The organism is Nocardioides sp. Leaf307 (genome assembly GCF_001423135.1).
In the GTDB taxonomy this organism is placed as follows: domain Bacteria; phylum Actinomycetota; class Actinomycetes; order Propionibacteriales; family Nocardioidaceae; genus Nocardioides; species Nocardioides kribbensis.
Window position 1 is genome coordinate 1,580,794 of record NZ_LMNY01000001.1, and the last position, 19,341, is coordinate 1,600,134.

General features: G+C 75.1%; 18 protein-coding genes and 1 tRNA gene. 14 read left to right on the forward strand and 5 right to left on the reverse strand.

Translation table 11 applies throughout. The annotated features are described in order from the left end of the window. Window positions 1-5: 5 nt before the first annotated feature. The 3 genes from ASF50_RS07215 to ASF50_RS07225 are packed head-to-tail and all read right to left on the reverse strand — an operon-like array spanning window position 6 to window position 2,943. A complete protein-coding gene (locus tag ASF50_RS07215) occupies window positions 6-1,064 on the reverse strand; it encodes a metal ABC transporter permease (protein ID WP_056903903.1) in 1,059 nt (352 codons plus the stop codon). Continuing rightward, window positions 1,061-1,945: a metal ABC transporter ATP-binding protein gene (locus ASF50_RS07220; RefSeq protein ID WP_056904278.1), complete on the reverse strand. Its 885-nt coding sequence runs from the start codon at window positions 1,943-1,945 to the stop codon at window positions 1,061-1,063. The genes ASF50_RS07215 and ASF50_RS07220 overlap by 4 nt, the downstream gene beginning before the upstream one ends. Then, the gene (locus ASF50_RS07225; protein ID WP_056903904.1) at window positions 1,942-2,943 is read right to left on the reverse strand and encodes a metal ABC transporter substrate-binding protein; all 1,002 of its coding nucleotides are present in this window, start codon (window positions 2,941-2,943) and stop codon (window positions 1,942-1,944) included. The genes ASF50_RS07220 and ASF50_RS07225 overlap by 4 nt, the downstream gene beginning before the upstream one ends. Before the next feature lie 96 nt (window positions 2,944-3,039). Between ASF50_RS07225 and ASF50_RS07230 the strand changes: the two genes are divergently transcribed. From ASF50_RS07230 to ASF50_RS07275, 10 genes are all read left to right on the forward strand, one after another. Further along, window positions 3,040-3,360 carry an antibiotic biosynthesis monooxygenase family protein gene (locus tag ASF50_RS07230; protein WP_056903905.1) on the forward strand — a complete coding sequence of 107 codons (321 nt, stop codon included), beginning with the start codon at window positions 3,040-3,042 and terminating at the stop codon, window positions 3,358-3,360. A gap of 51 nt (window positions 3,361-3,411) precedes the next feature. Further along, window positions 3,412-4,809 (forward strand): glycine--tRNA ligase, encoded by a 1,398-nt coding sequence (locus tag ASF50_RS07235; protein ID WP_056864226.1) that lies wholly within the window; start codon window positions 3,412-3,414, stop codon window positions 4,807-4,809. A gap of 25 nt (window positions 4,810-4,834) precedes the next feature. After that, window positions 4,835-5,614 (forward strand): hypothetical protein, encoded by a 780-nt coding sequence (locus ASF50_RS07240; RefSeq protein WP_056903906.1) that lies wholly within the window; start codon window positions 4,835-4,837, stop codon window positions 5,612-5,614. A 37-nt stretch (window positions 5,615-5,651) separates the two neighbouring features. Beyond that, window positions 5,652-6,824, forward strand: a complete 1,173-nt coding sequence (gene dusB / locus ASF50_RS07245) for a tRNA dihydrouridine synthase DusB (RefSeq protein WP_056903907.1) — start codon at window positions 5,652-5,654, stop codon at window positions 6,822-6,824. 206 nt (window positions 6,825-7,030) lie between these two features. After that, on the forward strand, window positions 7,031-7,984 hold the full coding sequence (locus tag ASF50_RS07250; RefSeq protein ID WP_056903908.1) for a hypothetical protein: 954 nt from the start codon (window positions 7,031-7,033) through the stop codon (window positions 7,982-7,984). A gap of 20 nt (window positions 7,985-8,004) precedes the next feature. Next, window positions 8,005-9,273, forward strand: a complete 1,269-nt coding sequence (locus ASF50_RS07255) for a deoxyguanosinetriphosphate triphosphohydrolase (protein ID WP_235557580.1) — start codon at window positions 8,005-8,007, stop codon at window positions 9,271-9,273. A 10-nt stretch (window positions 9,274-9,283) separates the two neighbouring features. Further along, window positions 9,284-10,210, forward strand: a complete 927-nt coding sequence (locus ASF50_RS07260) for a 2-hydroxyacid dehydrogenase (protein WP_056903909.1) — start codon at window positions 9,284-9,286, stop codon at window positions 10,208-10,210. A gap of 20 nt (window positions 10,211-10,230) precedes the next feature. Continuing rightward, window positions 10,231-12,135, forward strand: coding sequence for a DNA primase (gene dnaG / locus ASF50_RS07265; RefSeq protein ID WP_056903910.1), 1,905 nt, complete (start codon window positions 10,231-10,233; stop codon window positions 12,133-12,135). Then, window positions 12,132-12,686: a hypothetical protein gene (locus ASF50_RS07270; RefSeq protein ID WP_056903911.1), complete on the forward strand. Its 555-nt coding sequence runs from the start codon at window positions 12,132-12,134 to the stop codon at window positions 12,684-12,686. The genes dnaG and ASF50_RS07270 overlap by 4 nt, the downstream gene beginning before the upstream one ends. Window positions 12,687-12,773: 87 nt before the next feature. Continuing rightward, a tRNA-Asn gene (locus tag ASF50_RS07275) sits at window positions 12,774-12,846 on the forward strand. Window positions 12,847-12,933: 87 nt separating this feature from the next. Here the strand turns inward: ASF50_RS07275 and ASF50_RS07280 are convergent. Both ASF50_RS07280 and ASF50_RS07285 read right to left on the reverse strand, forming a co-directional pair. After that, window positions 12,934-13,710, reverse strand: coding sequence for a hypothetical protein (locus ASF50_RS07280; RefSeq protein ID WP_056903912.1), 777 nt, complete (start codon window positions 13,708-13,710; stop codon window positions 12,934-12,936). Between the two features lie 107 nt (window positions 13,711-13,817). After that, entirely contained in the window at window positions 13,818-14,180 is a 363-nt protein-coding gene (locus tag ASF50_RS07285; protein WP_056903913.1) for a hypothetical protein, read from the reverse strand. 180 nt (window positions 14,181-14,360) lie between these two features. Here ASF50_RS07285 and ASF50_RS07290 point away from each other — a divergent pair, with 180 nt between their 5' ends. The 4 genes from ASF50_RS07290 to ASF50_RS07305 all read left to right on the forward strand — a co-directional run bounded on the left by ASF50_RS07290 (window position 14,361) and on the right by ASF50_RS07305 (window position 19,296). Continuing rightward, window positions 14,361-15,044 carry a response regulator transcription factor gene (locus tag ASF50_RS07290; protein WP_228943410.1) on the forward strand — a complete coding sequence of 228 codons (684 nt, stop codon included), beginning with the start codon at window positions 14,361-14,363 and terminating at the stop codon, window positions 15,042-15,044. Continuing rightward, window positions 15,041-16,585 carry a sensor histidine kinase gene (locus tag ASF50_RS07295; protein WP_056903914.1) on the forward strand — a complete coding sequence of 515 codons (1,545 nt, stop codon included), beginning with the start codon at window positions 15,041-15,043 and terminating at the stop codon, window positions 16,583-16,585. The genes ASF50_RS07290 and ASF50_RS07295 overlap by 4 nt, the downstream gene beginning before the upstream one ends. 34 nt (window positions 16,586-16,619) lie before the next feature. Then, window positions 16,620-16,988, forward strand: a complete 369-nt coding sequence (locus ASF50_RS07300; RefSeq protein ID WP_156697872.1) for a hypothetical protein — start codon at window positions 16,620-16,622, stop codon at window positions 16,986-16,988. Window positions 16,989-17,088: 100 nt separating this feature from the next. Next, complete coding sequence (locus ASF50_RS07305) at window positions 17,089-19,296, forward strand: alpha-galactosidase (protein ID WP_056903915.1); 2,208 nt, start codon at window positions 17,089-17,091, stop codon at window positions 19,294-19,296. The last annotated feature ends 45 nt before the right edge of the window (window positions 19,297-19,341 follow it).

Below are 19,341 nucleotides of genomic sequence, written 5' to 3' on the forward strand. Positions count from 1 at the left end.
GGGGCTCAGTGCTCGTCATAGTGCCTCCCGTGCGGCGCGTGGCGGTGTCCGTCGTGAACGTAGTCGACGTGGTCGCCGTGGGGCACGGCGACGTGCCCGCAGTCGGGCCCGTGGTCGTGGTCGGCGTGCTCCTCGTCGTGGCGGTGGTCGGCGGGCCCGGGCACGACCTCGGGGCACAGGGGCGCGACCGCGCCGTCGGGGGCGTCGGGGTCCACCGGGAAGGGCGCCCGCAGCTGCTCGCGGTGGCGCAGCCACACCCCCACCGGCCAGGTGGCCACGAAGCCGGCCAGGGCGAGCAGCACGATGGTCGGCCCGGGGGAGACCGAGGTGCCGGCCGGCACCAGCGCCGAGATCACCAGCCCGCCCAGCGACGCGACGGTGCCTAGGGCCATGGCCGCGACCAGGGTGGTGCGGAAGGAGCGGGTGAGCTGCTGGGAGGTGGCCACCGGCACCACCATGAGCGCCGAGACGAGCAGCAGGCCGACCGTGCGCATGGCCACCGTGACGCTCACCGCGGCCATCACCGCCACCAGCAGGTTGTAGGCCCGGACGTTGAGGCCCGCCACGCGGGCGAACTCCTGGTCCTGGGCCACCGCGAAGAGCTGCGGGGAGAGACCGACACCGAGGAGCACGACGACGGCGGCCAGCACCATCGTCGTGACCACGTCGGCCACGGAGATCGTGGTGATCGAGCCGAAGAGGAAGGTCTGGAGCCGCGAGGCGCTCTGGCCGCCGAGCCCGGTCAGCAGCACCCCGCCCGCGAGGCCGCCGTAGAAGAGCAGCGCGAGTGCGACGTCGCCGTTGGTGTGGCCGCGCTCGCGGATCACCTCGATCAGCACCGCGCCGAGCACCGCGACGACCACGGCCGTCCAGGTCGGGGACGTGCCGGTGAGCAGGCCGAGGGCGACACCGGTGACGGCGACGTGGCCGAGGCCGTCGCCCATGAGGGCCAGGCGCCGCTGCACCAGGTAGGTGCCGACGACCGGGGCGGCGAGCCCGACGAAGACCGCGGCGATGAGGGCTCGCTGCATGAAGGGCAGTGAGAACAGCTCGAGGGTGCTCATCGGTGGTGCTCCTCCGGGTGGGTCCCGAGCGGTGAGGCGACGTGGGGCGCGTGGTCGTGACGGGCGCGGTCGCGGTGCGTGGCGTGGTGGTGGGAGTGGGCCTCGCCCAGCCAGGGCTGGTGCACCTCGTGGTCGGCCAGGGGGGTGCCGTCGTAGACGACGCGCCCGTCGCGCATCACCACCGCCCGGTCGACCAGGGGGGCCAGCGGGCCCAGCTCGTGGGCGACGAGCACGACGGTGGCGCTGCGCTCCTTCAGCCGCGCCAGCGACGCGGCGAGGGCGTGCTGGTTGGGCAGGTCGACCCCGGCCGTGGGCTCGTCGAGGAAGAACAGCTCCGGCTCGCCGGCCAGCGCCCGCGCGATGAGCACGCGCTGCTGCTGGCCGCCGGAGAGCTGCGAGACGCCGTCACGCGCCCGGTCGGCGAGGCCGACCACCTCGAGCGCGTCGGCGATGGCGCGGCGGTCGGCGCGCCCGAGCGGGCGCAGCAGGCGGCGGTGGGTGAGCCGCCCGGAGGCCACCACCTCCCACACCGACGCCGGCACGCCCGAGGCGGCGCCGGTGCGCTGCGGCACGAAGCCGACGCGGCGCCACTCGTCGAAGTGCTCCAACGGGTGGCCGAAGAGCTCCAGGCTGCCCGTGGTCAGCGGTCGCAGGCCGGTCAGCGCCCGCACGAGGGTGGACTTGCCGGAGCCGTTGGCGCCCATGAGCGCCACGAAGTCGCCGCGCGACACCGTCAGGTCGATGCCGCGCAGCACCGGGCGACCGGCGATGGCCACGGCGCCGTCGACGAGTCGCACCACGGCCTCGAGCCCGGGGCCGACCGTGTGGTCGGCCCCGGGCTCGGGCGCTGGCGTCGGTGCGGCCGGGACGGCGGGGGTCACCGGCACCCGTTGGCGGTCCGGAGGGCCGCGAGGTTCTCACGCATCAGGGAAAGGTAGTCCTCGTCGGCGGTCTCGTCACTCAGGCCCTCCACCGGGTCGAGCACCGCGGTCTCGATGCTCTTGTCGCGGGCCAGCGACTCGCTGAGGGCGGGCGAGACCAGACGCTCGGAGAAGACCGTGGTGATGCCGTCCTCGTCGATGATCTGCTGCAGGCGGGCCAGGTCGGCCGGCGTGGGCTCGGCGTCGGGGGAGAGCCCGGCGATGGGCTCGACCTCGATGCCGTACTTGCCGAGGTAGCCGAAGGCGTCGTGGGACACCACGATGGTCGAGCGCTCGCAGTCGGCCAAGCCCTCGGACAGCTCGCCGTCGAGGGTCTCGAGGTCCTCGCGCAGGGTCGCGGCGTTGGCGGTGTAGGTCTCCGCGCCGTCGGGGTCGATCTCGGCGAGCTGCTCGGCGACGGCGTCGCCGAGCTCGGCCAGCCGCGCCGGGTCGAGCCAGAAGTGGGGGTCGAGGTCGCCGTGGTCGTGCTCCTCCTCCGCGTGCTCCTCCCCGGAGTGGGAGTCGTCCGCGTGCTCCTCCTCGGAGTGCTCGTCGGCGAAGGGCTCGAGACCGACCACCTCGGCGGCGTCGAGCGTGGCGCCCTCGGCGTTCTGCTCGACGGCGGCGTCCACGGCCGGCTGGAAGTCGGCCTCGTAGACGACCAGGTCGGCGCCGGCGACCTCGGCGGTCTGGCCGACGCTCAGCTCGAGGTCGTGGGGCTCGCCGCCCGGCTTCGTGAGGTTGGCGACCTCGGTGCGGTCGCCGGCCACGCGCTGGGCGACGAACTGCAGCGGGTAGAAGGCTGCGGCGACCGTGACGTCGCCGTCGTCGGAGGCGGTGCCCGTGTCGTCGGAGAAGGCGGCGCACGAGCTCAGCGCGAGGGCGGCGACGCCGGCGACCGCGGGGGAGAGCAGCCGCTGACGGACGGGGCGGGTGGCTCGGGTGGCACGCGAAGTCATGAGAACGATTCTCGACCCACTGAGAACGATTGTCAAAATCGCCGGCCGGCCCCGGGCTGGCCCCGGGCTGGCCCCGGGCTGACCTAGGGTCGGGGTGTGATCGTCGTCAACCGCTTCCGCGTCGCCCCCGAGGAGCAGGGCTCGTTCCGCGTCGCGCTCGAGACCGCCCGCGACGCCCTCGCGGCGCGACCCGGCCACGTCGGCGCGACGATCGGCCGCAACGTCGACGACCCCGGGCTGTGGGTGCTGACCACGCGGTGGGAGAACGTCGGCGCCTACCGCCGGGCGCTGTCGTCGTACGACGTGAAGCTGCACGCCGTGCCGGTGCTCTACCGCGCCCTCGACGAGCCGAGCGCCTACGAGGTCGTCGAGCCCGGGACCGACCTCAATGTCGAGCGGACCCGATCGCTAGGCTGAGCGCTTCGTCCAGGACCGGCAGCCAGCCGGTCCGTGAGAGCAGGAGCACCCGTGGCCAAGCCGCCCCCGTCCACCGTCGACAACGTCGTCTCCCTCGCCAAGCGGAGGGGTTTCGTCTACCCCTGCGGGGAGATCTACGGCGGCACCCGGTCGGCGTGGGACTACGGCCCGCTGGGCGTGGAGCTCAAGGACAACATCAAGCGCCAGTGGTGGAAGTCCATGGTGCAGATGCGCGACGACATGGTCGGCCTCGACTCCAGCGTGATCCTGCCCCGCCAGACCTGGGAGGCCAGCGGGCACGTCGACACCTTCAGCGACCCGCTGACCGAGTGCCAGTCGTGCCACAAGCGCTACCGCGCCGACCACCTCCAGGAGCAGTACGCCGAGAAGAAGGGCATCGACGACCCCGACACGGTCGACATCGCCACCCTGGCCTGCCCCAACTGCGGCACCCGCGGCGCCTGGACCGAGCCGCGCCAGTTCTCCGGGCTGCTCAAGACCTACCTCGGCGTCATCGAGGACGAGTCGGGCCTGCACTACCTGCGCCCCGAGACCGCCCAGGGCATCTTCCTCAACTTCGCCAACGTCGTGACCAGCCAGCGCATGAAGCCGCCCTTCGGCATCGCCCAGATCGGCAAGAGCTTCCGCAACGAGATCACCCCCGGCAACTTCATCTTCCGCACCCGCGAGTTCGAGCAGATGGAGATGGAGTTCTTCGTCAAGCCCGGCGAGGACGAGGAGTGGCACCAGTACTGGATCGACGCCCGCACGCAGTGGTACGTCGACCTGGGCATCGACCCCGACAACCTGCGCCACTACGAGCACGCGCAGGAGAAGCTGAGCCACTACTCCAAGCGCACCGTCGACATCGAGTACCGCTTCCGCTTCGCGGGCTCGGAGTGGGGCGAGCTCGAGGGCATCGCCAACCGCACCGACTTCGACCTCTCCACCCACGCCAAGCACTCGGGACAGGACCTGTCGTACTTCGACCAGGCCGCCGGCGAGCGCTACACGCCCTATGTCATCGAGCCCGCGGCCGGGCTCTCGCGCAGCCTGATGACCTTCCTGGTCGACGCCTACGTCGAGGACGAGGCCCCCAACACCAAGGGCGGCGTCGACAAGCGCACGGTGCTGCGCCTCGACCCGCGCCTGGCGCCGGTCAAGGTGGCCGTGCTGCCGCTGAGCCGCAACGCCGACCTCTCACCCAAGGCCAAGGACCTGGCCACGGAGCTGCGCCGCAACTGGAACGTCGACTTCGACGACTCCGGCGCCATCGGCCGCCGCTACCGCCGCCAGGACGAGATCGGCACGCCCTACTGCGTGACCGTCGACTTCGACACCCTCGAGGACGGCGCGGTCACCGTGCGCGAGCGTGACTCGATGTCGCAGGAGCGCATCAGCCTCGACGGCATCACGGCCTACTTCGCCCAGCGTTTCGTCGGTTGCTGAGCCGCCCGCTGTGCACAATGACCCGATGACCGCTCGACCGCCGCTCCGCCGCCCCCGCCTGGCCGCCCTCGCGGTCCTGCCCGTGCTCGCCCTGGCCGCCGCCGGGTGCAGCGGGACCGACGAGGCGGCGGGGCCTTCGGAGGCGTCCGGCGCCGCCTCCGCCAGCACCAGCGCCTCGGCGGGTGCCTCGGCCCCGGCCGAGGGCGAGCCCTACCTGCCCGTGCCCGACGACGTCGAGCTGACCGGGCAGGGCTCGGCGCTCTCGCTGGGCGACGAGGCCGTCGTGGCCTACGAGCCCGACCAGAAGAGCGTCGGGGTCCTCGACATCACCGTCGAGAAGGTCCAGCGGACGACGTTCGAGAAGTCCTTCCAGGGCTGGGAGCTGACCAAGCAGGTCCGCACGGCCACGCCCTACTTCGTGCAGGCCACCGTGGCCAACGTGGGCGACAGCGACCTCGGCGGACGCCGGGTGCCGCTCTACGCCGTCGACGACGCCGACGTGCTCGTCGAGTCCTCGTCGTTCGTCAGCACCTTCACCCCCTGCCCCAGCACGCCGCTGCCCAAGAAGTTCCGCAACGGCGACCAGGAGAAGGTCTGCCTGGTCTACCTCGTGCCCGACGGCGGCTCGCTGGAGGCGGTGAGCTTCCGGCCCACCGAGGACTTCAACCCGATCACGTGGTCGGGGCCCGTCACCACCGTCGGCAAGGGCTCCGACGGCGGCGGCCAGGGCGACGGGGGCCAGGGCGGCGGCGGCGCGGGCGGCGGCCAGGGCGGCAACGGCGGCGCGGGCGGCGGCAACGGCTGATTTGGGGCGCTCGGCGGGCGCGGCGGACAATGGACCGGTGACGACGACCGCCCAGCCGACCCGCCCCCACCCGGGGCTGACCCTCGGGTCGCTGCGGGTCGACACCCCGGTGGTGCTCGCGCCCATGGCCGGCATCACCAACGCCGCCTACCGCCGCCTGTGCGCCGAGCAGGGCGCCGGGCTCTACGTCTGCGAGATGATCACCAGCCGCGGCCTGGTCGAGGGCGACCAGCACACCCGCGACATGCTCGTCTTCGACGAGCTGGAGACCACGCGCTCGGTGCAGCTCTACGGCACCGACCCGGTCTACGTCGGGCGGGCCGCCGAGATCCTCTGCGCCGACTACGGCGTGGCCCACATCGACCTTAACTTCGGCTGCCCCGTGCCGAAGGTGACCCGCAAGGGCGGCGGCGGTGCCCTGCCCTGGAAGCGGGGCCTGCTCGCGCAGATCCTCGAGGAGGCGGTGCGGGCCGCGTCGGCGTACGACGTGCCCGTGACGATGAAGACCCGCAAGGGCATCGACGAGGAGCACCTCACCTACCTCGACGCCGGCCGGATCGCGCAGGAGTCCGGCTGCGCCGCGATCGCCCTGCACGGGCGCACCGTGGCGCAGGCCTACTCGGGGCAGGCCGACTGGGACGCCATCGGCGAGCTCGTCGCCCACGTCGACCTGCCGGTGCTCGGCAACGGCGACATCTGGGAGGCCGGCGACGCGCTGCGCATGGTCGAGCACACCGGCGCCGCCGGCGTGGTCGTGGGGCGGGGCTGCCTGGGCCGTCCGTGGCTCTTCCGCGACCTGGCCGCGGCCTTCGCCGGCGACGTGCCGGCGGAGGGCTTCCGTGCGACGCTGCCGCGCCTGGGCGAGGTGCGCGACGTCATGCGCCGCCACGCCGAGCTGCTGTGCCAGCACATGGGCGAGGAGCGCGGCTGCAAGGAGTTCCGCAAGCACGTGTCGTGGTACCTCAAGGGCTTCCCGGCCGGTGGCGACCTGCGGCGGGCGCTGGCCCTGGTGGAGACCCTCGTGGGGCTCGACCGCCTGCTCGCCGAGCTCGACCCCGACGCGCCGTTCCCGGTGGCCGAGCTCGGCACGCCCCGGGGGCGTCAGGGCTCGCCGCGGGCCCGGGTGGTGCTGCCGGAAGGCTGGCTCGACGACGCCGACGGGGCCGGGTGCGCGGTCGCCGAGGACGCCGACGCGGGCTCCGGCGGCTGATCCGGGCGGCCCGCCCGCGTCGCGTCGAGGCGGTCGGGGTCGGCACGTCGTGACCGGTGACACGTCAGTTTTTACCCGCGACGGTTGGTCGCCTGCTGTCCGTCTGTGCTTCACTCGACAACTCCGCCGCCCTGCCGACCGCAGGACGGCGTCGTCATGCCGGGCGACCGCCCGGCAGGAGCCAGCAACAGCAAAGGATCAGCGCTGTGGCAGATCATCGCCACAAGCGGGACGCCAATGCCCGCAGCACCACCCGACGTCCGCGTCCCCGCGCCGCCCTCGTCGCCGGACCCGTCGCCCTCCTCGCCACCTCCGCGGTCGTCGCCCTCGGCGTCGCCACCGCCGACCCCGGCACGGCGCCGCTGCAGCAGGCCGGCACCTCCGACCTCGCCGAGGCGGTCCAGCCCACCGACGTCGCCGCCCTCCAGGCCTTCGCCGAGGGCCGCGGTCTGTCCCGCGACGCCGACCGCACGGCGGCCTACCGCGTCGAGCGGGGCCTGACGCTCTCCAAGCCCACCGCGGCCGAGCGCATGATGACGCCCGCCGCCGTCCGCGCCGCGGTGGCCGGCGCCGACCAGCCCCGCTGGAGCACCGCCCCCCTCAACCTGTGGACCGGTCCCACCGGCCAGGCCGACCAGACCGGTGTGCTCGACGAGGGGAAGAAGGTCCTCGTGACCGGGCGCGCCCTCGGCGACCGGGTCGAGATCGTCGTCAAGGGGTCGGCCCGCTGGGTCACCGCCGGCTACCTCTCCGAGGACAAGCCGGTGGTCGAGGAGGCCAGCGACGTCGCCTCCGCCCGCAGCGTCGGCTCCGCCACCTGCACCAACGGCACGTCGGTGCCGAGCGGGGTCAGCCCGAACATCGCCGCGATCCACGAGGCGGTGTGCGCGGCCTTCCCGACGATCACCACCTACGGCACCTTCCGCAGCGACGGCGAGCACGCCCAGGGCATCGCGATCGACATCATGGTGTCCGGCGACCTCGGCTACCAGGTGCGCGACTTCGTCCAGGCCAACTACCAGGAGCTGGGCGTCAACTACATCATCTACTCCCAGCAGATCTGGTCGGTCGACCGCGCCTCCGAGGGGTGGCGGGCGATGGAGGACCGTGGCTCGGTCACGGCCAACCACTACGACCACGTCCACGTCACGACCTACTGAGCGCCGCTAGAGTCGGGCCGGTGCCCCGGCTCCCCGACTCCGACGACCTGCTCGAGCGCTACGACGCGTCGGCGCGCGAGCGGGTCGTGGCCGAGCCGCCGAAGCGGGTCGACGCCCCCGAGCGGACCCCCTTCGAGCGCGACCGCGCCCGGGTGGTCCACGCCGCGGCGTCGCGCCGGCTGGCGGCGAAGACCCAGGTGGTGGGTCCCGAGACCGACGACTTCGTGCGCAACCGGCTCACCCACTCCCTCGAGGTGGCCCAGGTGGCCCGCGACCTCTCGCGCGCCCTGGGCTGCCACCCCGACATCGCCGAGACCGCGGCGCTGGCCCACGACCTGGGCCACCCGCCCTTCGGCCACAACGGCGAGCGGGTGCTGGCCGACCTCGCCGCCGACTGCGGCGGCTTCGAGGGCAACGCCCAGACCCTGCGGCTGCTGACCCGGCTGGAGGCGAAGTCGGCCGACGCCGAGGGGCGCTCGGTGGGGCTCAACCTCACCCGGGCCACGCTCGACGCCTGCACCAAGTACCCCTGGGCGCGCGGGGCGGGGCCGGGGGGAGCCGCCGACCCGAAGTTCGGGGTCTACGCCGACGACGCGCCGGTCTTCGCCTGGCTGCGCGCCGGTGTCGACGGTCCGCGCCGCTGCGTGGAGGCGCAGGTGATGGACCTCGCCGACGACGTCGCCTACAGCGTGCACGACGTGGAGGACGGCATCGTGGTCGGCCACATCGAGCTCACCGCGCTCGACACCGCGGCCGTGTGGCAGACGGTGCGCGAGTGGTACCTCCCCGAGGCCGACGACGACGAGCTCGACGACGTGCTCGCGGGGCTGGTCGCGCAGGCGAGCTGGCCCAGCGCGCCGTACGACGCGAGCCGGAGGTCGCTGGCGGCGCTGAAGAACCTCACCAGCGACCTGATCGGCCGTTTCTGCGGCGCGGTGCAGGCGGCGACCTTCGCCTCCGGGCCGGGCGCCCTCGTGCGGCACGGCGGCGACCTGGTGCTGCCCGGGCAGACGCTGCTGGAGATCGCGGTGCTCAAGGGCGTGGCCGCGCACTACGTGATGCAGACTGAGGACCGGCTGGCCGTCATGGCGCGCCAGCGCGAGGTGATGGCCGAGCTGGTGGCGCTGGTGGCCCACCGCGGTCCCGACGCCCTCGAGCGGGCCTTCGCCGACGACTGGGCGGCGGCGCCCGACGACGCGGCCCGGCTGCGGGTGGTCGTCGACCAGGTCGCCTCGCTCACCGACGCCAGCGCCGTGGGCTGGCACCGCCGGCTCCTGGGTCGTGGCTAGGGTCGGTGCCGTGAACGAACCCCTCGTCTGGCTGCCCTTCGACGTCTCCGAGCTGGGCGAGGCCCCGGCCGGGCTGCGCTACGAGCGGGTCGACCCGACCCGCGAGGTGCCCGACAGCGTCGGTGACGTGCGGTTCTACGTGCCGCCCTACCAGCTGGGCTCGGGCATCGTGGAGGTCATGGAGCGCATGTCCTCCCTCGAGGTCGTGCAGCTGCTCACCGCCGGGGTCGACGCCGTGCGCGGCCGCGTGCCCGACGGGGTCACGCTGTGCAACGGGCGCGGGATCCACGACACCTCGACCGCCGAGCTCGCGCTGACCCTCACGCTGGCCTCGCTGCGCGGAGTGCCCGACTTCGTGCGCGCCCAGGAGCGGCGCGAGTGGGCGGCCGGCTGGCGCCCGTCGCTGGCCGACAAGCGGGTGCTGCTGGTGGGTCACGGCGCCATCGGCCGGGCCATCGAGGCCCGCCTCCTGCCCTTCGAGTGCGAGGTGGTGCGGGTGGCCCGCGCGGCGCGCGAGGAGCCCGAGGGCCACGTCCACGGCTTCGAGGAGCTGCCCGACCTCGTGCCCGACGTCGACGTCGTGGTCCTCGTCGTGCCGCTGACCGAGGAGACCCGCGGCCTGGTCGACGCCGACCTCCTGGCCCGCATGAAGGACGGCGCGCTGCTGGTCAACGTCGCGCGGGGCGCGGTGGTCGACACCGACGCGCTGCTCGCCGAGCTGGCCTCGGGGCGGCTGCGCGCGGCCAGCGACGTCTTCGAGGACGAGCCGGTGCCCCCCGACAGCCCGCTGTGGGAGACCCCGGGCCTGCTGATGACCCCGCACGTCGGTGGGGCGAGCAGCGCGATGTGGCCCCGGGCCCACCGCCTGGTGCGCGAGCAGCTGCAGCGCTTCGCCGCCGGCGAGGAGCTGGTGAACGTGATGTCGGGGGAGTACTGACCCGGCCGTAGGATCGACCCGTGGTGGGCCGGATCCGAGACGACAGCATCGCCGAGGTGCGTGAGAAGGCCCGGATCGACGACGTCGTGTCGCAGTACGTCACGCTGCGCAACGCCGGCGGCGGCTCGCAGAAGGGCCTGTGCCCCTTCCACGACGAGAAGTCGCCCTCCTTCCACGTCACCCCGGCGCGCAACTTCTTCCACTGCTTCGGCTGCCAGGAGGGCGGCGACGTCATCACGTTCGTGATGAAGATCGACGGCCTGGGCTTCGGGGAGGCCGTCGAGCGGCTGGCCGACAAGTACGGCGTGCAGCTGCGGCGCGAGGAGGGCGACGAGCGCGACAACCGTCCTCGTGGCCCGTCCCGCACCCGCCTGGTGGAGGCCCACCGCGAGGCGCAGGAGTTCTACGCCGAGCAGCTGGCCACCCCCGAGGCGCTGGTCGCCCGTCAGTTCCTCGCCGAGCGCGGCTTCGACCAGGCCGCCGCCGAGCAGTTCGGCATCGGCTTCTCGCCGCGGGGGGGCGACGACCTCTTCAAGCACCTGCGCGCCAAGGCCTTCAGCCAGGAGGAGCTGGTCACCGGCGGCCTGGTGGCCGTGGGCCGGTCGGCCTACGACCGCTTCCGGGGCCGGCTGATGTGGCCGATCCGCGACGCCAGCGGCGACACCATCGGCTTCGGCGCGCGGCGCATCCTCGACGACGACCGCATCGACGCCAAGTACCTCAACACCTCCGAGACCCCGATCTACAAGAAGAGCCAGGTGCTCTACGGCATCGACCTGGCCCGTCGCGAGATCGCGCGGTCCTCCCAGGCGGTGATCGTCGAGGGCTACACCGACGTCATGGCCTGCCACCTGGCCGGGGTCGGCACGGCGGTGGCGACCTGCGGCACCGCCTTCGGCGAGGACCACTCGCGGATCCTGCGGCGCTTCCTCGACGACCACGAGGAGTTCCGCGGCGAGGTTATCTTCACCTTCGACGGCGACGCGGCCGGGCAGAAGGCCGCCCTGCGGGCCTTCTCCGGCGACCAGAACTTCGTCTCGCAGACCTACGTCGCGGTCGAGCCCTCGGGCAAGGACCCGTGCGACCTGCGGGTCGCCGACGGCGACGCCGCCGTGCGCGAGCTGGTCGCGCGACGGGTGCCGCTCTACCGCTTCGTGCTGAGCAACGTGGTCGGCAAGTACGACCTCGACCGCGCCGACGGCCGCATCGACGCCCTGCGCGAGGGTGCCCGGCTGGTCTCGAGCGTGCGCGACAAGTCGAAGGTCGACGCCTTCGCCCGCGAGCTGTCGCAGATGATCGGCGTCGACCCCGACGAGGCGCGCGCCGAGGTGCGCCGCGCCGCCAACCGTCCCGCCCCGGCAGCGGGCGGGCGGGGGCAGGACCGCCGGGCCGACCGGTCCCCGGCCGCCGCCGACAGCGCCCCCGCGGCGCCCCGGCGCCAGGTGCCCGACCTGCGCGACCCCCGCTTCACCCTGGAGCGCGAGACGCTCAAGCTCGTCGTGCAGCACCCCATGGCGATCGGCCGCACCACCGCCGACATCGGCGCCAACGACTTCACCCACCCGACCTACCGCGCGGTGTGGGAGCTGGTGGAGAAGGCCGGCGGCACCGCCACGGGCGCCGGCGACCCGGCCTGGGCCGCCCGGCTGCGCGACGCGGCGAGCGACCCGGAGGTCTCCTCGGCGGTCTCCGCGCTCGGCGTCGAGCCGCTGCTCACCGAGAAGGAGCCCGACGCGGCCTACGTCGGCCACCACGTCTTCCGCCTCCTCGAGCTCACGACGATGCGCCGCATCGCCGAGGTCAAGTCGCGGCTGCAGCGCACCAACCCGGTGGAGGACGTCGAGGCCTACAACCGGATGTTCGGCGAGCTGGCCGCCCTCGAGCAGCACCGTCGGGCCCTGCGCGACCGGGTGATGGGCGCGTGAGCCTCGCCGGGGCGCTGCGCGGAGCGTTCCGCCCGTGGTGGCGCACCCGCGCCGACGGTCCCCGGCCCGACCTCCAGGTGGGCCGCGGCGAGCGGCTGCTGGCCTGGGCCCGCACCGACGACGGCCGCGACGTCGGTGGCACCCGCGACGCGCTCTACGTTTCCGTCGACGGCTCCCGCTCCGCCCGGCTGCGCTGGGAGCGGGTGGACGCGGCCGACTGGGACGCCGAGACCTCCACGCTGGCCGTGACCGAGGCCGACGACGCGGGTCGCACCGGCGCGCGCGTCGTGCACCGCTTCCGCCTCGACGACGGCGCCCGTCTGCTGGAGCTGGTGCGCGAGCGGGTCACCGCGAGCGTGCTGCTGCAGCGCCACGTGCCCCTCGCCGGTCGTCGCGGGGTGCGGGTCGTGGCCCGTCGTGCTCCCGGTGGCGGCTCCGAGGTCACCTGGGTCTTCCAGTACGACGAGGGCGTGGACCCCACCGATCCCGTCGTGCAGGCCGCGGCGGCCGAGGCGCTGGCCTCGGCGCGCGACGCCGTCGGGCTGGGCTGAGCGGGCCGCTCCGCACGGTCCGCCGGGTCGGGGGAGGCCGATTTCACCTCGCCGACCACGCTTGCTAATGTGTGCGCGCTGCACCGATCCCCTGTAGCTCAACTGGCAGAGCATTCGACTGTTAATCGGAGGGTTGTTGGTTCGAGTCCAACCGGGGGAGCAGAGAGAAGGCCCCGGCCCGCTGATGCGGGCCGGGGCCTTCTGCGTCGCCTGACGACCGGAGCGCGGAGCCCCGCTGCTGCTGTCGTCAGCTGGGCCGGCCACCCGGGTCGATCCGGTCGCTGGCCTCGGGGGCGGCCGGCGGGGTGGGCCGGGTGGGCGGAGCGGGAGCGTCGGCGCCGGGCTGCTCGTCGTGCGGCGGGGCCGGCGGGGCCGGGGGAGCAGGCGGCGTCGGGTGCTGGCCGCCACGGGGCGTCGGGACAGGCCGCGGGTCCCCGTCGGGCGCGCCGGGCTCGGTGGACGGGCCCGACGTGCCCGGGACCTCGCAGAGCGGAGCTCCGGGGGTCGGCACGGCGCCGGGCGCGGGGGCGGTGTCGGGCGCCGGGGCCGTGCCCGGTCGGGGCGTGGTCGCCGGCGGCGCACCGGCCCCGGGATCCTGCGGCGGGGTCGCCGTGCCGGTGCCGGGGGCGTCGGTGCTGGTGCCGGCGTCGGCGCCGGTGGCGCCGGGGGTGACCGCGGGTGTGGTGGCGCTCGCGGTGCCGGCGTCACCGTCTCCGCCGCCCGAGCCGGAGCCCCCGGCGAGGGCCGGCACCCCCAGGCCCAGCACGAGGCCGGCGACGGCGCCGGCGGCCAGTCCGGCGAGGAGACGGGGGCGGCGGGGCCGCGGCGGGCCGGCGACGTCCGCGGCGCGAGCAGCGGAGACCTCCTCGCGACCCGGTGCAGGGGGCGGCGCGGTGGGGTGGCTCGCGGCCGACCAGGCGCCGACGCTCAGTGGCCGGGTGTCGTCGTGCGGGTCCGCGGCGCTCCGGTCGCGCCGGTCGGGGTCGCGGGGGTCGTGCGGGCGGGGCTGGTCGGGGTGGGTCATGGGGTGCTCCTTCGGTGTCGCGGCCGTGGTCGGCCGTCGGTGCAGGGATCGGGGACGGGTCGGGACGGGTCGGGACGGGTCGGGACGGGTCAGGGGAGGCCGGTCGGTCAGGGGCGTGGGCCGGGTGCGTCGTCGCGGTCGCCCGCGGGGCCGGGCCCACCGCCGGTCAGCTCGTGCAGCTCGGCGAGGGCACGGTCGGGCGCGGGCAGGGCCGCGGCGAACGCGCTGCGGTCGACGGCCTGGGCGACGCGGGGCGGCCCCCAGGTGCTCAGGACCGAGGTGACGACCCACGCGACGGCGAGGGCGGCGAGCCCCGCGCCGACGGCGGACAGCAGCGTCGGGACGAGTCCGCGACCGGTGCGCAGGGCGCCGACCACGGCGAGCAGGACGGCGAGGGCGACCAGCAGGTCGACCAGGCCCAGGGAGGTCGGGACCAGGGAGGACGGGACCGGGACGGAGAGGTGTGGCACGGGTACTCCTGGGGTCGAGGACGGCCGGGACGCGCCGGGCCGGTGGGCCGGGCGGTCGGGGCCCCTGGTGGGGGCCGCCGGGGTCGACTCTGGGCGGCGTACCTGCGGGCCACCTCAAGACAGCGACCGCACGCGGTGTTCTTGAGGTGGTCTTCAGGTCGGCGACGGCACACTGTCGAGGTGCCGATACGTGACGCCGCCGCCCGCCTGCTCGTGGTGGAGGACGACGACGTCATCCGCGAGTCGCTGGCGAGGTCGCTGCGCTCGGAGGGCTACGCCGTGCGTGCGCTGGCCGACGGCGGCGCGCTCGAGGAGGAACTGGCCGCGCACCGCGTCGACCTCGTGGTGCTCGACTGGATGCTCCCGGGGCGCGACGGCCCCGAGCTGGTGCGCGTCGTGCGACGGCGCAGTGACGCCGCCGTGGTGATGCTCACCGCCCGCGAGGCCGTCGAGGACCGCCTGCGCGGCTTCGAGGTCGGCGTCGACGACTACCTGGCCAAGCCCTTCGTGGTGGAGGAGCTGCTCGCCCGGGTGCGGGCGGTGCTGCGCCGCACCGGCGCCGTGGCCACCACGATCGAGATCGACGACCTGGTCGTCGACGAGGAGGCGGCGCGGGTCACGCGCGGCGGCCACGACGTCGCGCTCACCGCGACCGAGCTGCGGCTGCTGGCCCACCTGGCCCGCCACCGCGACCGGGTGCTGTCCAACGCCCAGATCCTCAGCCAGGTGTGGGGCTACGACGACTACGCCGACAACCTCGTGCAGGTGCACCTCAGTGCCCTGCGCCGCAAGCTGGAGGTCCACGGACCGCGTCTCATCCACACCGAGCGCGGCCTGGGCTACGTGCTGCGGGCGCCCCGGTGAGCGGCGCGGCGCACGGCCCGGTCGCGGTGTCGGGCCTGCGCACCCCGTCGCTGCGGCGGCGGGTGACGCTGGTCGTGGTGGCCCTGGTGGCCGTGCTGCTGGTGGTGCTGGTCGCGGCCACCGAGCTGGCGCTGCGCGAGCGGCTCGACGACCAGCTGCGCCAGCGTCTCGTCGAGCGCGCGGGGGTGGCCGACGCCCTCGTGGGCCAGGTCGACGACCGCGACCTGGCCCGACGCCTGGAGGGGGAGGGCGTCTCGGTGGTGGTGCGGGCCGCCGACGGCGGGGTCTACGCCGAGGGTCCGTTGGCCGGGGCGGCCGGCGTGGCCCCGGGGGACGGCGAGGAGGTCACAGGAGGCTCCGGAGGCACGGGACGCGGCTCGGGCGCGGGCGAGGGGCCGGCCGACGGCGGGCCCCGGGGGCCCGCCACGGTGCCCAGCCCGCTGGGCGACCCGGGTCCGCCCGACCCGCCGGGCGCGACTCCCGCGGTGCAGGAGAGCGGCGACCTGCTCACGGTCGCGCGCAGCCTCACCGACGGCAGCACGCTGCTGCTGCTCGCCGACGCCAGCGACGTCCGCGACACCGTCGCCCAGGTCAGGCTGGTGCTGCTCGTGACCGCGGTGACGGTGCTGCTCGCCACCGCCCTCGTCGTGCCGCTGGTGGTGGGCGGGGCGCTGCGGCCGCTGCGCCGCATCACCGACGTGGCCCGCAGCATCACCCGCGGTGACCGCGGGCGCCGGCTGCGCCCGACCACGCCCGGCACCGACCTCGGCCGCACGGCGCTGGCCTTCGACGAGATGCTCGACGAGGTGGTGGGCGCCGAGGCCCGAGCGGTCGACTCAGAGGCCCGGCTGCGCGACTTCGTCTCCGACGCCGCCCACGAGCTGCGCACCCCGGTGACCGGCATCCGCGCCGCCGCCGAGCACGTGCTGCGCGCCGACCCGCCGCGCGAGGAGCGGGAGCAGGTGCTGGTGGACCTGATCCGCGAGGCCCAGCGCGCCGGCCGGCTCGTCGACGACCTGCTGCTGATGGCGCGCATCGACCGCGGTCTGGCCCTGGTCACGGGCCCGGTCGACCTGCGCTCGGTGGCCGAGGAGGTGGCGAGGTCGCCGCGGCCCGACTCGGCGGTGGTCCGGGTCGTGGGCGACCCGGCGGTGGCCGCGGCCGACCGCGACCGGGTCGTGCAGGTGCTGGGCAACCTCGTCGACAACGCCGTGCAGGCCGGCGCGCGTCAGGTCGAGCTCCGCTCGTCCTACGACGGGGACGCGGCGGTCGTGGAGGTCGTCGACGACGGACCGGGCATCCCCGCGGCCGACCGCGAGCGGGTCTTCGACCGGCTGGTGCGGCTCGACCCCGCCCGCGAGCGCCGGGCGGGCGGCTCGGGCCTCGGGCTCTCGATCGCCCGCGGTCTGGCCCGCGCCCACGGCGGCGAGCTCGTCTGCCGCGAGCCCGCCGGCGGCGCGGGCGCCCGGATGCGGCTGACACTGCCCGCGGGAGCGACCGTGGACGGTCCCGTGGGCGCGGCGACCACCCCGCGCGGGTGAGCCGGGGAGACCCGGCGCGGGGTAGACCGGAGGCATGAGCTATCCCCTGAGCCGCCTCATGTCCACCGCCACCGCCGGCTACGGCGCCTTCGCCCTGCTCAAGCCCGACCACCTCGGCTCGGCCATGCAGGCCGGCCGCTCCGAGCGGGGCGGCTACGACGTGCTGGCCCGCACCTACGGCGTCCGCGACCTCGGCATCAGCGCCGCCGGTGCGCTCGGGCGCTCCGACAAGGTCGTGCGCACCGCGATGCTGCTGCGCATCGTCGGCGACCTGGGCGACTGCGCGATCCTCGCCGCCAAGGCCCCCGACTCCCAGGTGCGCGGCAAGGTGATGGCCGTGACCCTCGGCTGGGCGGCGCTCAACACGGTCGCCCTGGTCGTCGACGGGCGACGCGCCGCCTGAGCGTCGCGGGCCGGTCCCGCGGGCGGGCACGTCGCACCGGGCCCGCGCGCCCGCCGGCCCGGCGTCGCCGCTAGCGTCTGTCGCCGACGAGGAGGCGACCGTGACCGACGACCGCGCCGTGGGCGCGCCCACCACCCTGCACCTGCGGGCAGCCGGGGTCAGCGTGCTGCTGGCCCACCACCCCGACGTGGACCACGGCGGGCCGTGGGTGGCCCACTGGGGTGCCGACCTGGGTCCGCTCGACGAGGCTGCGCGCGGGGAGGTCGTGGGTGCCGGGCACCGCGAGCTGACCCCCAACACCGTCGACGAGCTGCGCCCGGTCGGCCTGCTGCCCGAGCACGCCTCGGGCTGGCCCGGCACGCCCGGCCTGCGCGGCTCGCGCGCCGACGGCGCGGACTGGTCGCCCGTGCTGCGGGTGCGCCGGGTGTCGACCACCGCGGCGGACGCGCCGGACCCGGTGGACCCGGCGGACCCGGCGGCGCTGGGCGGCAGCGCGACGTACGAGCTCGTCGACGCGGTCGCGGGGCTGGAGGTGCTGCTCGAGGTGGAGCTGCTGGCCAGCGGGCTGCTGCGCACCCGGGCCACGCTCACCAACACGGGGGAGGGCGACTACCGCCTCGACGCGCTCGAGCCGGCGCTGCCCGTGCCGACCCGGGCCGGGGAGCTGCTCGACCTCACCGGGCGCCACGCACGCGAGCGCAGCCCCCAGCGGCGCCCGGTTACCGTGGGTGCCCACGTGCGCGAGGGCCGCCGCGGACGCACCGGCACCGACGCCACCCTGCTCACCGCCGTCGGCGAGCCCGGGTTCGGCTTCCGCCGTGGCGAGGTGTGGGCCACCCACGTCGCGTGGTCGGGCGACCACCGCAGCCGCGTGGAGCGGGCCACGACCGGGGTGACGCTGGTCAGTGGCGGCGAGCTGCTGCTGCCCGGCGAGGTCCGGCTGGCGCCGGGGGAGTCCTACGCCTCGCCGTGGCTCTACGGCAGCCACGGCACCGGCCTCGACGAGGTCACCGCACGCATCCACACCCACCTGCGCTCGCGCCCGCAGCACCCGAGGCGACCCCGCCCGGTCACCCTCAACACCTGGGAGGCGGTCTACTTCGACCACGACCTCGAGGTCCTCACCGAGCTGGCCGAGCTGGCCGCCGAGGTCGGGGTGGAGCGCTACGTGCTCGACGACGGCTGGTTCCTCGGCCGCCGCGACGACACCGCCGGCCTCGGCGACTGGTACGTCGACCCCACGGTCTGGCCCGACGGTCTCGACCCGCTCATCGGGCGGGTGCGCGCGCTGGGCATGGAGTTCGGGCTGTGGGTGGAGCCGGAGATGGTCAACCTCGACTCCGACCTCGCCCGCGCCCACCCCTCGTGGGTGCTGGGCACCGGCGGACGGGTGCCGGTGGCCTCGCGCCAGCAGCAGGTGCTCGACCTCGCCCACCCGGACGCCTTCGCCCACGTCCTGGAGCGCCTCGACGCCCTGCTCACCGCGCACGACATCGCCTACCTGAAGTGGGACCACAACCGCGACCTCGTCGACGCCGGCAGCGGCCCCGCGGGCGCGGCGTCGGTGCACCGCCAGACGCTGGCCTTCTACGCGCTGGTCGACGAGCTGCGCCGCCGGCACCCCGGCGTCGAGATCGAGTCGTGCTCCTCGGGCGGTGGCCGCATCGACCTCGAGGTGCTCGAGCGCACCGACCGGGTCTGGGCCTCGGACTGCATCGACCCCCTCGAGCGCCAGGGCATCCAGCGCTGGACCTCGCTGCTGGTGCCCCCGGAGCTGCTCGGCGCCCACATCGGCTCTGCGCGCTCCCACACCACCGGACGCACCCACGACCTGTCCTTCCGCGCCGGCACCGCCCTCTTCGGCCACCTCGGCATCGAGTGGGACCTGCGCGAGGCCACCGCGGCGCAGCGCGAGGAGCTCGCGGCGTGGGTGGCGCTGCACCGGCGGCTGCGCCCGCTGCTGGCCACCGGCACGACGGTGCGCTCCGACCACCCCGACCCCGCCACGCTCGTGCACGGGATCGTCTCGCCCGCGGCCGACCACGCGGTCTACGCCGTCGTCGCGACCGCCGGGCCGACCACGTGGCCGCCCGGCCCGGTCACGCTGCCCGGTCTCGACGCGGCGTCGACGTACGACGTGGCGGCGCTGGCGCCCGGCGACGTCGTGCACGGTCCCGGCTACTCGCCGCTGCCGTGGTGGTCGACCGGCGTGCGCCTGACCGGGCGGGTGCTCGACACCGTCGGGGTGCAGGCTCCGGCGCAGGACCCCGAGCACCTCGTGCTGATCGAGGTGCGCCGCGTCGGGTAGCCGGTGCGGGGAGGGGGGTCAGTCGAGGGCGAACTGGATGCGGCG